This is a genomic window from Sphingobacterium sp. xlx-130, assembly GCF_011007405.1.
In the GTDB taxonomy this organism is placed as follows: domain Bacteria; phylum Bacteroidota; class Bacteroidia; order Sphingobacteriales; family Sphingobacteriaceae; genus Sphingobacterium; species Sphingobacterium luzhongxinii.
The window spans coordinates 89,599-104,834 of sequence record NZ_WFKN01000004.1 but is presented as its reverse complement, the minus strand read 5'-3'; the positions used below and the strand labels follow the sequence as shown (position 1 = coordinate 104,834).

General features: G+C 39.7%; 15 protein-coding genes. 11 read left to right on the top strand and 4 right to left on the bottom strand.

What is annotated here, in order from left to right; all coding sequences use genetic code 11:
- Nucleotides 1–4 precede the first annotated feature (4 nt).
- Complete coding sequence (locus G7B18_RS06515; RefSeq protein WP_164122225.1) at nt 5–934, top strand: NAD(P)-dependent oxidoreductase; 930 nt, start codon at nt 5–7, stop codon at nt 932–934.
- On the opposite strand, the gene G7B18_RS06510 is transcribed toward G7B18_RS06515, so the two are convergent.
- A complete protein-coding gene (locus G7B18_RS06510; protein WP_164108952.1) occupies nt 920–1,780 on the bottom strand; it encodes a UbiA family prenyltransferase in 861 nt (286 codons plus the stop codon). The genes G7B18_RS06515 and G7B18_RS06510 overlap by 15 nt on opposite strands.
- Nucleotides 1,781–1,967: 187 nt before the next feature.
- On the opposite strand from G7B18_RS06510, the gene acs reads away from it, so the two are divergent.
- From acs to mnhG, 8 genes are all read left to right on the top strand, one after another.
- The gene (acs, locus tag G7B18_RS06505) at nt 1,968–3,884 is read left to right on the top strand and encodes an acetate--CoA ligase (protein WP_164108953.1); all 1,917 of its coding nucleotides are present in this window, start codon (nt 1,968–1,970) and stop codon (nt 3,882–3,884) included.
- Nucleotides 3,885–4,198: 314 nt separating this feature from the next.
- A complete protein-coding gene (locus G7B18_RS06500) occupies nt 4,199–6,508 on the top strand; it encodes a putative monovalent cation/H+ antiporter subunit A (protein ID WP_164122224.1) in 2,310 nt (769 codons plus the stop codon).
- A gap of 1 nt (nt 6,509) precedes the next feature.
- Nucleotides 6,510–6,935 carry a Na+/H+ antiporter subunit B gene (locus tag G7B18_RS06495; RefSeq protein ID WP_164108955.1) on the top strand — a complete coding sequence of 142 codons (426 nt, stop codon included), beginning with the start codon at nt 6,510–6,512 and terminating at the stop codon, nt 6,933–6,935.
- Nucleotides 6,935–7,291: a Na+/H+ antiporter subunit C gene (locus G7B18_RS06490; RefSeq protein ID WP_164108956.1), complete on the top strand. Its 357-nt coding sequence runs from the start codon at nt 6,935–6,937 to the stop codon at nt 7,289–7,291. The genes G7B18_RS06495 and G7B18_RS06490 overlap by 1 nt, the downstream gene beginning before the upstream one ends.
- A complete protein-coding gene (locus G7B18_RS06485; protein ID WP_164108957.1) occupies nt 7,288–8,796 on the top strand; it encodes a proton-conducting transporter membrane subunit in 1,509 nt (502 codons plus the stop codon). The genes G7B18_RS06490 and G7B18_RS06485 overlap by 4 nt, the downstream gene beginning before the upstream one ends.
- A 4-nt stretch (nt 8,797–8,800) precedes the next feature.
- A complete protein-coding gene (locus tag G7B18_RS06480) occupies nt 8,801–9,277 on the top strand; it encodes a Na+/H+ antiporter subunit E (protein ID WP_164108958.1) in 477 nt (158 codons plus the stop codon).
- A complete protein-coding gene (locus G7B18_RS06475) occupies nt 9,274–9,546 on the top strand; it encodes a monovalent cation/H+ antiporter complex subunit F (RefSeq protein ID WP_079640941.1) in 273 nt (90 codons plus the stop codon). Before G7B18_RS06480 ends, G7B18_RS06475 begins: the two co-directional genes overlap by 4 nt.
- Entirely contained in the window at nt 9,539–9,964 is a 426-nt protein-coding gene (mnhG, locus tag G7B18_RS06470; protein ID WP_164108959.1) for a monovalent cation/H(+) antiporter subunit G, read from the top strand. The genes G7B18_RS06475 and mnhG overlap by 8 nt, the downstream gene beginning before the upstream one ends.
- A 4-nt stretch (nt 9,965–9,968) precedes the next feature.
- Here the strand turns inward: mnhG and G7B18_RS06465 are convergent, their stop codons facing one another.
- From G7B18_RS06465 to tgt, 3 genes are read right to left on the bottom strand one after another with little or no spacing between them, the layout of a single operon-like run.
- Nucleotides 9,969–10,886: a DMT family transporter gene (locus G7B18_RS06465; protein ID WP_164108960.1), complete on the bottom strand. Its 918-nt coding sequence runs from the start codon at nt 10,884–10,886 to the stop codon at nt 9,969–9,971.
- Between the two features lie 14 nt (nt 10,887–10,900).
- A complete protein-coding gene (locus tag G7B18_RS06460) occupies nt 10,901–11,983 on the bottom strand; it encodes an LptF/LptG family permease (protein WP_164108961.1) in 1,083 nt (360 codons plus the stop codon).
- A gap of 39 nt (nt 11,984–12,022) precedes the next feature.
- Nucleotides 12,023–13,153 (bottom strand): tRNA guanosine(34) transglycosylase Tgt, encoded by a 1,131-nt coding sequence (gene tgt / locus G7B18_RS06455; protein WP_164122223.1) that lies wholly within the window; start codon nt 13,151–13,153, stop codon nt 12,023–12,025.
- Nucleotides 13,154–13,330: 177 nt separating this feature from the next.
- Between tgt and G7B18_RS06450 the strand changes: the two genes are divergently transcribed.
- Together G7B18_RS06450 and rsmG are read left to right on the top strand one after the other, a co-directional pair.
- Nucleotides 13,331–14,473: a glycosyltransferase gene (locus tag G7B18_RS06450; protein ID WP_164122222.1), complete on the top strand. Its 1,143-nt coding sequence runs from the start codon at nt 13,331–13,333 to the stop codon at nt 14,471–14,473.
- Between the two features lie 58 nt (nt 14,474–14,531).
- On the top strand, nt 14,532–15,167 hold the full coding sequence (gene rsmG, locus G7B18_RS06445) for a 16S rRNA (guanine(527)-N(7))-methyltransferase RsmG (protein ID WP_164108964.1): 636 nt from the start codon (nt 14,532–14,534) through the stop codon (nt 15,165–15,167).
- Nucleotides 15,168–15,236: the final 69 nt, after the last annotated feature.

The window sequence follows — 15,236 nt, the reverse complement described above, 5'->3', positions numbered from 1 at the left end:
AAAAATGAGAATTCTTATTGTAGACGACATACACGAGGTATTACTGGAGAAACTTAATCAATCCAATATCTTGTACAACTACCAACCCGACATCACACGGGAGGATGCAGAACAATTGATTCCAGAATATGAAGCACTGATCATCCGCTCGAAATTTCAGGTGGACGAAAAATTCATTGATTTAGCTCCTAGACTTCGATTAATCGGGCGGGCAGGCGCTGGCATGGACAACATTGATGAGGAATATGCCAAAACAAAAGGAATCACCTTGATTTCCGCCAACGAAGGCAATAGAGACGCTGTAGGCGAACACATGATTGGTATGCTGCTTAGCCTAATGAACAACTTAAATCGAGGTGACAGCGAAATCAGACAAGGGGAATGGCGCAGAGAAGAGAACCGGGGCTATGAGCTTATGGGACGTACGGTAGCTTTAATAGGCTATGGTAACAATGGTCAAGCCATGGCAAAAAAACTAGCTGGCTTTGGTGTTAAAATATTGGCTTACGACAAATACAAAACTGGGTTTTCAGATGAATATGCAACAGAGGCTTCTATGGAAGAAATTGTTAAACAGGCTGATGTATTAAGTTTTCATATTCCGCTGACGCGCGAGACCAAAGGACTCGTTGACGATGAATACCTTTTCCATTTTCGAAAACCCATATTCTTTTTGATGGGAGCCCGTGGAGGAATAGTCAACATTCCATCTGTTTTAAAATATTTGGACAATGGAAAAATCCTGGGCGCGGCATTTGATGTGCTACCTGTCGAAAAATTTCCGGCACTTTCCTATCAAGATTGGTATATCAACCTTATCAGTCGGGACAATGTGCTATTAAGTCCACATGTTGCCGGTTGGACGTTTGAAAGTTATTATAAACTGTCTGCAATTCTTGCGGACAAAATAACAGAAAGTCTAAACAAAAATTAGCACACAGAAATACTGAGCCAACAATGCTAGATCCAACAGGTACACTTGGTGATAACCGGCCTTTTTGCGGAATAGGATAAAATGTAATGCAACAGCAATAAGGACATCGGTTAGAATAAACCCGGCTTTGACAGGCGCATCAAACGGCGAAAAAACCAACAGTAAAATGTGAATGACAATTAAGAAATAACAAAGAAGTTTCGCTCGCTTCTCCCCTATTAGATTTGGAATGGTTTTTAAATGGTAGTAGGAATCCTGTTCCATATCCCGGATATCAAATGGCAAGGTACATATAAGCAAAAACAGTATTTTCAACAAACCCAAGGCATTCGCCATCTCCCAGTCCATCGCTACCTCAGCGGTCCACATCTCTATCACAGGAAGTCCGACGCTACTCAACGACCAGACAACTGCTATATGAAAAAGCTTGAGCCCTGGAACCTGACGCAAACCACCTGATCTCCCTCTAACACGTAAAATAGGTAAACTATAAGCAACACTAACCAATCCTACGAAGCCTAAAAATACCCAGGTATGAAAATGCACTTGCAACAAACAAAAAATAAGAAGCAATACCGCAACAATATTATTTACCCAAAACACTACCTCATGCCCAAATACCCACCTAGTACGTGTATAAGGTGATTTTCGTGGTTCTTTCGGCTTGGATAGAAACAAACTAAAATTATACAACAACAGTGTTGCTGCTCCTTCGATACCTACCACATACCAATTATAATCCTGCTCCAAAACAACATAAGTCAGCAGACATTGGGCGATCGCTGCCATAGCAATCAGAAGATTGCTAAAAATAACAAAATGGTAGATTGTCTTGAGTTGATTCACACCTATTCTTTATGCTAATTTACAGAACAAATTCAATTACCTGTTATGATAAAAATTAGTTTTTGAGAGCAAAAAAAATTAAATTAGCCCTACAACAGGCTCTTTTACAGTTATCAATAAATAACTGTCTGTTTTGAATAAAAAAATAAATATAATATAGACCTATACTAAAAATTACAAGTAAGAAATGAGTTTTCAAATTAAAAACTTTGAAGAGTATCAGGATGCTTATAAAAGAAGCGTCGACAATCCAGAGGAATTTTGGGGGGAAATAGCTGAAAATTTTTTCTGGAAAAGAAAATGGACCAATGTACTCAATTGGAACTTTAAAGAGCCAAACATTAAATGGTTTGAAGGGGGGAAACTGAATATCACAGAAAATTGCTTAGACCGCCATATCTATAAAAATGGAGATACTCCTGCTATTATATGGGAGCCCAACGACCCATCAGAATCACATCGTATTCTAACCTACAAACAGCTACTAAGCAAAGTAGAACAGTTTGCGACAGTATTAAAAAACAATAATATACGCAAAGGTGACCGCGTGTGTATCTATCTACCCATGGTACCTGAATTGGTTATTGCTATCTTGGCTTGTGCACGTATTGGTGCTATTCACTCTGTTGTCTTTGGAGGGTTTTCTGCGCAGTCGATCGCCGACCGAATCAACGATGCAGAGTGCAAACTGGTGATCACCTCAGATGGGGGCCTCCGCGGCAACAAAGTCTTAGAGCTTAAATCGATCGTAGATGATGCACTGATGCAATGTAAATCTGTAGAAAAAGTAATCGTATTAACCCGAACCCGTACTCCTATCTCAATGATAAAAGGCAGAGATGTATGGTGGGAAGATGAGATAAAGAAAGTCGAAACACAGGGCAACCCAGCCTGTCCTGCAGAAGAAATGGATGCAGAAGATACGCTATTCATTTTATATACATCTGGATCTACGGGCAAGCCAAAAGGTGTGGTACATACTACGGCAGGTTATATGATCTACACCGGCTATACTTTTGCCAATACATTCCAATACAAACCGGGTGAAGTTTACTTTTGTACTGCAGATATAGGCTGGATCACCGGTCACAGTTATATTGTGTATGGTCCATTATCACAAGGCGCTACCTCCTTAATGTTTGAGGGAATACCAACCTTTCCAGATGCAGGAAGATATTGGGATATCGTAGACAAATACAAAGTCAATATTTTGTATACAGCTCCTACGGCAATACGTTCTTTAATGGCATTTGGAGAGAGTTATATTGACAATAAGGATCTGTCGTCTCTTCGTGTATTGGGGTCTGTTGGTGAACCTATCAATGAGGAGGCTTGGAACTGGTACAACGAAAAAGTCGGAAAGGGTAAATGTCCTATAGTCGATACATGGTGGCAAACGGAAAATGGAGGACACTTAATCACTCCTATTGCCGGTGTAACGCCACAGGTACCAGGCTATGCTCTACTACCGTTACCAGGAGTACAGCCCTGCTTGATGGATGAAAACGGTAAAGAAATAGAAGGAAATGATGTCTCAGGAAACCTTTGTATTAAGTTTCCTTGGCCAGGCATGCTTCGGACGACTTGGGGAGATCATGAACGTTGCAGACAAACTTATTTTGCCACATACAAAGACATGTACTTTACCGGCGATGGGTGTTACCGCAGTCCCGAAGGATATTACCGTATTACTGGTCGGGTAGATGATGTATTAAACGTATCTGGTCACCGAATTGGAACCGCCGAAGTCGAGAACGCTATAAATATGCATGCCGATGTCGTTGAATCTGCGATTGTAGGTTATCCACATCCAGTAAAAGGCCAGGGTATATATGCGTATGTCATCGCTCATCATCATATCGATGCCGAAAAAACCCGTCAGGATATTCTACAAACTGTGACCCGTCTGATCGGAGCTATTGCTAAACCGGACATCATTCAGTTTGTAACTGATCTACCCAAAACCAGATCGGGCAAAATAATGCGGCGCATATTACGTAAAGTGGCCGAAGACGAATTGTCCAGCTTAGGTGACACCTCAACATTACAGGACCCAACTGTAGTACAGGCCATCATCAAAGGAGCTGAAGAGTTTAAAAAATAACCAAAATTAGGGGGCCTATGTTCGCCCCCTTCTTACAATCCTGCCCGTATTTTCTTCAAAAAACCTAAAAAAATAGTCTTTTTTTTACTATTTTTATGACTTTCCATTAATGCATATAAGGTTTCATTCTCCTTTCGGCAAGAGCAAAGACATAAACCGATCCCGATATTATCGGGAGAGTTCTTGAATTCCGACAGTAAAGGATAACAGCATGAAAAAAGTTCTTGATGATATCTATAGAAATTCCTAGCGGAAAGATTAGGTGACATCGATTAAAAGAAATCAATAAATAGACACTTTCACAAAAAAGATAGATGCTATTAACTATATTATCGGGATTAATTTCGGCATGTTCAGTTGTCTTTATCGGCAAATATTTAAAATCTAAGTGGAGTTTTATCCTCCCTGTTCTGCCTGCTCTTTTATTTCTATTTTTTGCTGGACATATTCCCTTAATATCAAGTGGCAATCAGCAATTACAACACATCAAATGGGTTCCCTCATTAGGGGTCAATTTTGAGTTTAAACTTGATGGTCTCTCCCTCTTGTTCTCTTTATTGATTACAGGTATTGGCACCGCTATTTTCGTGTACGCCCGATCCTATCTCAAAGGACATATCTATTATGATCGCTTTTTTAGCTATCTCTTCCTTTTCATGTCAGCAATGTTGGGTGTTGTTCTTTCTGATAACATCATCCTACTCTTTATTTTTTGGGAACTCACCAGTATTTCTTCGTTTTTTCTAATTGGTTTTAACAACGACAATATAGATTCCCGAAAAAGTGCCCTCACGGCACTTAGTATAACAGGATTAGGAGGTTTTTTCTTATTAGCGTCGTTAATCCTTCTCGGAAATATTACAGGCACTTACAGCATTTCTGAAATGATCAATAACAAGGACCTTATTTTAAATAGCACCTTGTACCCGCTAGTCATTGGACTTCTATTTATAGGGGCTTTTACAAAGTCTGCGCAGTTTCCTTTTCATTTTTGGTTACCCGGCGCGATGAAGGCCCCCACACCTGTTTCGGCTTATCTACATTCTGCAACGATGGTTAAAGCTGGAATCTATCTGCTAGCACGCTTTACCCCCATATTAGGTGGTACAGATTATTGGAGCTACACGTTGATGATTATTGGTGGAGTTACGATGCTTTACGCTTCCATCCATGCTCTTTTCCGAATTGATTTAAAGGAGATATTGGCTTACTCGACAATATCAGCGCTTGGCATACTAACCTTTTTAATAGGAATCGGAACACAAGATGCATTCATTGCTGCCATGGTCTTCCTCTTAGCTCATGGCTTGTATAAGGCAACACTATTCATGGTCACAGGGATTATAGACCATGAAACAGGTACACGCGATATCACCGTATTATCCGGCCTAAGAACGGTGATGCCTCCTGTAGCTCTTGCAGCAATATTAGCGGCATTATCCAGTGCAGGAGTGCCTTTTACTTTTGGATTTATTGGCAAGGATCTTGTCTATGAAGCCACACTCCACAGTCCCTGTAATGATTATGTATGGATTTTTACAGGTCTAGCGATCACAACCAACGTTGGTTTAATCGCCGCTGGATTTATGGCGGGTATAAAACCATTCGTTGGAAAATTACCAAGCCAATTTCAACAAGTACATTTACCTAACAGATCCTTATGGATCCCCCCGTTATTATTGGCGTTACTAGGAATAGTCTTTGGGATCTTACCCTCCTTTGCGGGCGATTATTTAAGTATCCCCGCTGCCAGTTCCATTGGTGCAACATTTATTACAAAAAAACTACAGATCTGGCATTTCAACTTAATTCTGATATTAAGCATCGCTACTCTCCTTCTGGGTAGTATTATTTATGTACTTAATAAACCCAGCCCATCTAAACTACAGCGGTTAGCAAGATTCGACAATATATCGCCTCAACGTATCATAACGAGATTTGCCAACGATATCCTACGTTTTGCAAATTGGTTTACCAACCTTTTTCACAACGGATATTTAAGATCATATCACCTAAAGATTATATTATTTGCAGAGGTGTTGCTTGCTTATAAATTGTGGGTCAGTGGCCCCATACAATTAGATCTATGGACACTTACCTATCCAGACATTTATGAAGTCGTCATCGTAGCCGTATTGATTGGCGCTTTGTATATTATTGTCACAACGCCATCCAGACTGACATCAGTCGTTTCGATGAGTGTCATCGGGTACTGTATCTGTTTGATATTCGTAATCTATAGCGCCCCTGATCTTGCGATGACCCAATTCACCATTGATACGCTTTCAACCGTATTGTTTGTACTCGTGCTGTACAAACTCCCTGGATTTATCAATTTCGCCAGCAAAAAGATACTCTATCGAGATGCCCTCGTTTCCATAGGCTTTGGTATTACGATAGCATTGGTTGCACTAAAGGCATGGTCCGAACCTATTGCACGTGAGATTTCTAATTTTTATGGAGAGAATGCCTACCTACTTGCAAAGGGAAAAAATGTGGTAAACGTCATCCTCGTCGACTTCAGGGGGATAGATACCATGTTTGAGACTGTCGTATTGAGCATTGCGGCATTAGGAGTATATAGTTTAATTCGATTACGCTTAAAATCATCCGAAAGAGAATAATATGAAGAGTCCAATGTTACAGTCTGCGACAAAATATTTGTTGCCTATATTGTTACTATTCTCCTTCTTCCTCCTATTGCGGGGACACTATTACCCTGGAGGAGGCTTTGTCGGAGGGCTGGTCGCATCCATAGCTTTTGTATTACACAGTTTGGCCAATGGGACAGCACAGACAATGAAACTTTTAAAAAGAAAACCGCTATCTCTGATCCCAATAGGATTGAGCTTATCAACAATGAGCATGGTTATACCAATGGCATTTGGCTTACCTCCAATGACAGGGCTATGGTTTGAACACCCCGTCCCAGTAATCGGAATGGTCGGTTCCTCGCTGTTCTTCGACCTCGGCGTCTATTTGGTCGTCATAGGTGTGGTCTTGACAATTTTATTTACGATTGCCTTAAATAACGAGGAGGAAAACAGCTAATGGAATTATTGCTTATCATATTAATAGGCTTGCTATACGCAGCAGGCGTCTATCTCATCCTCCGGAGAAGTATGGTTAAGCTTCTATTGGGGATTATGCTACTAGGCAGTGGTGCTAATATTTTGATTTTTTTACTCGCCGGAATCACCAAAGGTAAGCCACCTGTGATCGACGAAGATGCAAAGCTTTTTCAGGATGCATTCGCAGATCCTATACCCCAAGCTTTAATCCTTACAGCGATCGTCATCAGCTTTGCTTTGACGGCCTTTGCCATTGTGTTATTAAAAAGAGTTTACGCTCTTGTAGATTCGGACGATTTAGATGATTTAAATACCCCAGAGGAAGAAGATATATGATAGACAACCACATATTAGCTCCTGTTTTCATCCACCTGTTTACGGCCATCCTACAGCTTATTGCGTGGAGAAAGACCGTTACGCAACGCTTTATGAGCGTAATTGGAAGCTTTTTGGCTGTCCTTCTCGCACTACGCTTATTGGATAGAGTAAATGAACAGGGAATCTTGACACTTAATGCTTCCAATTGGGAATCACCATTTGGAATTGTATTTGTAGCAGACTTATTGAGTAGTTCGCTTGTTCTTATCACCTCTCTAGCGGCACTAGCCGTCTCTTTATTCTCCTCAACAGGTTTGAATAGGCAACGGATGAACTACGGCTACTTTCCTATTTTTCACTTTTTAGTCATGGGACTAAACGGCGCTTTTCTAACAGGAGATATTTTCAATCTTTACGTCTGGTTCGAGGTTATTATCATTTCCTCATTTGTACTCATGACACTAGGCGGTCGAAAAACTCAGCTAGAAGGAGCTGTAAAGTATATGGCTATGAATATATTGGCATCGACATTTTTCCTTACCGGTATAGGTATCTTATATGGTATGACAGGTGCGTTGAATATGGCCGACCTTTCGGTCAAAATTAAAGAAGTGCAAAACACTCATCTTGTCGGTATTACGGCTTGTTTCTTCTTACTGGGATTTGGAATAAAATCGGCTATTTTCCCCTTGTATTATTGGCTACCTTCATCCTATCACACTCCACCGTCAGCAGTAGCTGCTACATTTGGAGGTCTACTTACAAAAGTGGGGATATATGCTATGATTCGCGTATTTAGCCTAATCTTTATCCCCGATCAATTCATAAAAGATCTTTTGATATGGCTAGCCGTCTTTACGATATTGACAGGAAGTTTTGGCGCATTGATCAAAACAAACATCCGACGCCTCTTCTCCTATCTGATCGTGTGTCATATCGGTTTTATGATAGGCGGGATCGGTATGTTTACCAAAGTAGCCCTGATGGGAACCATATTCTACTTATTCCATGATATCCTTGTCAAAACAAATATGTTTTTAATCGCAGGTTTGATCGGACAACTTCGCGGTAGCATGGATATGAAAAAAAACGGTGGACTGTATGGTGAATATCCCAAATTGTCCTTGCTCATAGCCGTTGTCCTGTTTTCACTTGTCGGAATCCCTCCGCTATCTGGGTTTTGGCCAAAAATATTTCTGTTCAAGGAAGCTTTTACACAAACGCAGTATTTTTTCATCGGAGCCCTCATTGTAGGCAGCTTTGTCACGCTATATGTTATAGCCAAAATGTGGGCTGAGGTATTCTGGAAAAATGTGCCTGATGATATTACTATAGAAAATAAATTCGCCCCCCTTCCGTTGGTCCGCAAGATACTTCTTGTATTACCTATAGGAATACTGGGGTTAGCCACGGTATATATTGGTCTGAATTCGGAAACTGTCATTCAATTGGTTGATAAGATTACTGGCCAATTAATAAATACGCAACCTTATGTAGATGCGGTATTAGGTAAACAAAAATAGGAGTATGATTAAGCAATTTTTAATGAACCTTTTGCTTTCCTTTATTTGGGTAGCACTAACAGGTTCCATGTATTATACTAATTTTGTATTTGGCTTTTTGCTCGGCTTTGCTATCCTATGGATTATGAGCCGCAATGATGGGGATCGTCGTTATTTTTATAAAGTACCTCGTGTCGTTAGCTTTGTATTCTATTTCTTATATCAAATGATCAAAGCGAACATTCAGGTGGCTTATGACGTAATGACACCACGCTATTTTATGCGTCCGGGAGTCGTAAGATATCCCTTGAACGCACGGACAGAGATGGAAATCAACATTTTGTCTATGATGATTTCGTTGACACCGGGAACGTTGATCCTAGACATCAGCGAGGATAAAAAAACCATGTATATACATGTTATGTACTTAGACGATCCCAATAAGTTTGTTCAAGACACAAAGACAGGATTAGAACGCAGACTATTAGAAGCTTTAAGATGACATTGGCAGCATACTTCGATTATTTTATACTACCGATCCTAACGATATCGGTGATTCTGGTGTTCATCCGCCTGGTTAAAGGCCCGAAAGTTGTAGACCGTGTCATCGCATTAGATCTTATTATCACGATTGGTATCGGAATCATTACTATCTTCACAATAAGATCAAACCAAAAAGTACTATTAGATGTTGCGATTATACTCGCCCTTATCGCATTTTTAAGTACTGTAGCTTTTTCATTTTACATAGAAAAAAAAGAAGATGATTGATATATTAATTGCCATACTAAGCACAATAGGAGCTTTAGCTATTTTCTTTGCCTCCTTAGGGATTTTGAGAATGCCTGATTTTTATCTCCGGTTATCGGTCACTGTTAAGGCTGCAACTCTAGGGGTAGGGTTGTTATTGCTATGTGCCGCTATTTTATTTCCCGACATCTCTGTCAGCACCAAAGCAATCGCTATTATTTTCTTCTTGATTATCACCTCTCCTATCGCCGCACATATGATCGGACGAGCAGCTTATTTTACAGGCACACCGCTTTGGAAAGGAACTATCGTGGACGAGTTGGCTGGACAATATGATAAAGAAACGCACCAACTCAAAAATGAAGAGAGCAACAAGCATTCTTTTGACGGGGACAAACCAAAGGGGCAGATTGCAGATTGCGATAAAGAAACGAGATAACTCATCAAAACTCTTCCTGTTTGCGTAATAGTTTTCTATTTCTAGATTTTTCGAGGCCGCTCTTTAATAACGGATACAAAAACACTGCACCTAATATAATTACTGCACCAAAATAAAATCCTATACTCATAGTCTCTTTATGCCCCAGTATCAGAATAGCCAGCAATATCCCATAAACGGGTTCCAGATTCGTAGTTAGCGCTACTGTAAATGCACTTAACTCTCTCATCACTGCTACCCCTAACACATAAGCAAAAGCCGTACAGACGCTCCCCAACAGCAACAAGTAAACCCAATCAGAGGAAGAAAGAATCATTTCTTTGTTAAACTGTCCTGAAAATAACAGGATAACAGAAACTCCGATAAAAGCCCCGATCATCTCGTAAAACGTAATTATTGTAGGACTATCTTTTTTTACCATCTTAGAATTAAGTATAGAGAAGAAACTCGCACAAAGTGCTGCCAATAACCCAAAAATAATTCCTTGCCAATATTGGAATTCAAACTTAAAGATAAGATATATACCAAAAATAATAACCAAACCTACTATGACATCGCCTAGAGCGATCGATTTACGGTTAAATATAGGTTCCAGGATGGCGGTAAACAAAGTCAACGAAGATAGCGTTACCAAAGTGACCGAAACCGTAGAAATCTTAATCGCGTGAAAAAAAGAAACCCAATGTATACCAACAATCACCCCCACGCCTATAAATTTCAACATCTTCGTCGAAGGGACTAGAACAATCTGATCTTTCATTTTAAGATAGACAAATAATGTCAGGGCTGCAATCAATACCCTATACCAGACCAAATGAAGAGCCGAAACAGTGATCAAATCACCCAGCACTCCTGTAAATCCCCAAATCAGTACCGTAAAATGCAGAATCAGCAAATTGCGATCGCGAACAATAAATTGCATATAGATGTGTATAATTATTTAGGAGCCTTTTTAAGCAAGATAATAGCAAGTAACAAAAATGTCATACTGGGGATTAACACCGAAAACAAAGGAGGTAATCCTCCCTTTAAAGCAAACATCGTGGAGAATTGATTAAAAACTAAAAAGCCAAAGCTTAAACCGATTCCGATACCAAGGCTTAAGCCGATTCCTCCCCGCACCTTCTTAGAGGATAGCGCAACTCCCATTAATGTCAATATGAACGCCGAAAAGGGATGTACGATTCTTTTATATTTTTCCAATAAGAGGTCTGTCATCATTCCTGTACCACGGATCTCTTCTTTACGGATACGCTCATTCAGTTCCTCCGTACCCATCGCGGTAAAGATGTTTTCATAGACCTCGAAATCCTGGGGTCTCATATCCAGTGTTGTATCGCGCTTTTCACCTTTCACCATCTCTTCCTTCAAGCCCGTGATAATTCTATTGGTATAATTTTCTATACGCCACTTGTTAGCCACAGAATCCCAAGCTACACGATCGGCCATAAGCTTCTCTTTCAACTCCAATCCGTCAAACTTCTCCATCACAAAATTATAACCTATAGCTCGCTGTGTATCGAAGTTATCAATATAGACATACGTATTACTATCAATCTGCATATGCGTGGAAGACGTATTGGTATTAATCTTATGTGGTTTGACGTAAACGTTTTCAAATTGTACCTTCATTTTATTGGTGAGCGGTAGTACATAAAGATTAGAAAGCAACGTAAACGTAAAAATCAACGTGGCAGCTATCATATAAGGACGTAGCAACCTATTAAAGCTCATCCCTCCATTCAATATAGGTACAATCTCCGTTTGATCCGCCATCTTAGAAGTAAAGAAAATCACCGCAATAAAGTTGATTAACGGTGTGAGCATATTTAGGAAGAATGGTACAGACCCTAAAGCATAATATTGAAACAAAACCTGCGTAAAGGAAGCCTTATTCTTCAAAAAATCGTCTAGCTTTTCGGAGACATCGAAAATCACGATTACCACAATAAAAATAGCTACCGTGAATAGGAAGGTAGTTAAATATTTACGGATGATGTAGCGATCGATGATATTCATTTCTCAAAGTAAAAATTTAAAAAAGCAAAAATCAAAAATCTATAACCGTTGTCCCAAGACTTTTACCATTTTCTCTTTCCAATCATAGAATGTCCCATCTATAATTTTTTCACGCGCTTGTTTTACAAGCCAAAGATAAAAATGCAGATTATGCAGGGAAGCAATCTGTGCGCCCAAAATTTCCTGAGAACGGATTAAATGTCTTAAATAAGCCTTTGTATAAAACTGATCCATCATCAAATCCGACTCCGCTTCTATTGGTGAGAAATCCGCTTTCCACTTTTCATTCTTGATGTTAATAATGCCATTACGGGTAAATAACATTCCATTACGTGCATTACGCGTAGGCATTACACAGTCGAACATATCTATACCTAATGCTATATTTTCCAAAATATTTATAGGCGTCCCTACCCCCATTAAATACCGCGGTTTTTCCTTAGGCAATATAGCGGTGACCACTTCTGTCATTGCGTACATCTCTTCGGCAGGTTCTCCAACTGAAAGCCCACCAATTGCATTTCCCTCCCGGTCGAAAGAAGCTATAACTTCTGCAGACTTTGCACGCAGATCTTTATATACGGATCCCTGTACTATAGGAAATAAGGTCTGATTATAACCATACAAAGGTTCCGTGTTATCAAAACGATTGCAACACCGCTTTAACCAACGATGTGTCATATCCAAAGAGCGACGGGCATATTGGTAATCGCAGGGATAGGGCGTACACTCGTCAAACGCCATGATAATATCAGCTCCTATGATACGCTGTGTATCCATGACATTTTCCGGAGTAAACAAATGTTTAGATCCATCAACGTGCGATCGAAAAGTAACTCCCTCTTCTCTAATTTTCCGAACTTCGGTCAAAGAGTATACCTGATACCCTCCTGAATCGGTAAGGATTGGTTTGTCCCAACCGTTAAATTTATGCAAACCACCAGCCTTATTCAATACATCCAGTCCTGGTCTTAGGTAAAGATGATACGTATTTCCTAATATAATCTGGGCTTGAATATCATTCACTAATTCGTGCTGGTGGACTGCCTTCACCGTTCCTGCCGTACCTACCGGCATAAAAATAGGAGTCTCTATCGTCCCATGTGCAGTTTCCATTACCCCTGCACGTGCCTGGGAAAGTTTATCTTGTGCTTGAAGCGTAAATTTCATATATGTAACAATCTGCCTTTTTAGGGGCTAACCACCAACTAGTGGATTTATCAATTCTTATTGGTCGCAAAAATACTATAAAATTTTGAGCCTACGACATCTTTGCTATTTAATTAGCAATTCTTAACGCATATTGTTATAACTATTAAAAAGAACGCCTTATCTTTGACATTTTATATGAATCTATATAGTCATATCACACCCAATATCGCCTATTTCGTCTACGGAATTTTAGGCCTTTTCCTACTAATCCAACTTTACTATATCCTATTTGTTTACAGCAAATTAGCTCAACACAAGGTGCGATCTTATCAAGAAAAAAAGAGTTTCCCTTCAATATCAGTGATAATTTGCGCACATAATGAACAAGATAACCTTAAAACGTTTTTACCGACTATCCTACAACAGGACTATCCTGATTATGAAGTCATTGTTGTAGACGACTGTTCAAGTGACGAAAGCAAATGGGTATTACAGGGTTTCCAAGCACAGTATCCGCACCTTCGCGTAGTCGAGATAAAAGAACATATACAACTTAAGCACAGCAAAAAATTTGCTTTGACCCTTGGTATCAAAGCAGCAAAAAATGATCACTTGGTAATGACCGATGCTGACTGTCAGCCCCAAACAACTTTGTGGCTGAAAGAAATGGGAGGCGCATACAGCACATCCCAAGAAATTGTCTTAGGCTATTCCCCTTATTTTAAGACCAGCGGTTTTCTAAACAAACTAATCCGTTTTGAAACGACCCATACTGCTATGAGCTATCTCTCTTACGCGTTAAAACATGACCCTTATATGGGAGTAGGAAGAAACCTCTCCTACTTAAAGAGCTTATTCTTCAAGGGCAAAGGTTTTAATTCACACATGCACATCAAATCAGGAGATGATGATTTATTCGTGAATCAAAACGCAACAAAGAACAACGTAAATATCGCTATACACCCTGACGCACACATCTACTCTGTTGCTAAAGATAGTTGGAAGTCTTATTACAAACAAAAAGCACGACACGCTGGTGCATCGGTCGTCTATAAAAAATCTCATCAGCGTATGCTAGGCACTCAACTAGTAACGGCTTTTTTATTTCACACAACCCTTCTTATGTGCATTGCTCTATTTCCCATGTTATGGTATTGGGCTTTAGGAGCTTTTTTGCTACGTTATTTGAGCCAGGTTATTGTGTTCCGTCCAATCTTCCGTAAATTGCAAGTTAAGGATCTTTTATTCTGGCTGCCCATATTAGACTTTTTCTTCTACTTCTACATTTGCCTCAATGGCCTGTTTAACAGAAAGAAGAAACAAAGGTCCTGGAAATAATTTAAAACCTTTTTATTCAAAGATCGTATTACATAGTATATTAATAATTTAAAACATCGTGAATCCAACAGTAGATATTATATATAATTACTTTCCAAATCTCACAGAAACGCAGAAAGCACAATTTGCCAAATTGGAGGAGGTTTATCCTTTTTGGAATGATCAGATCAACGTTATTTCCAGGAAAGACATCGAGAGCTTGTACCTGAAGCATGTGCTGCATTCATTGGGTATAGCAAAATTTGTGCATGAGTTTGTCGCTGGCACACGAATCCTAGATGTAGGCACTGGAGGTGGTTTTCCAGGCATACCTTTAGCCATACTATTTCCTGAAGTCCAATTTCACCTTGTTGATTCCATCGGTAAAAAGATAAAAGTGGTACGTGGTGTCGCTGAAGCGATCGGCCTAACGAATGTGGAAGCAGATCATATCCGTGCCGAACAATTGGACTACAAATATGATTTTGTTGTTTCTCGCGCTGTGACCAGACTTGCTGACTTTGCTCCTTGGATCAGAAACAAGTTTGAAAAAAAGGATAAAAATGGGATACCAAATGGTATCTTATATCTTAAAGGCGGAGATCTAAAAGAAGAAATAAAAGAATCTAAATTGAAAGCCGAATTACATCCCCTATCATCGTATTTTAACGAAGACTTCTTTGAAACGAAGTATGTGGTATACGTACCGATGTAATCTAGCCTCAATGAACACCTACAACAGGGCTGTGCCAAAAAGACAGAGCCCTGTTTTAATTTGTTAAAA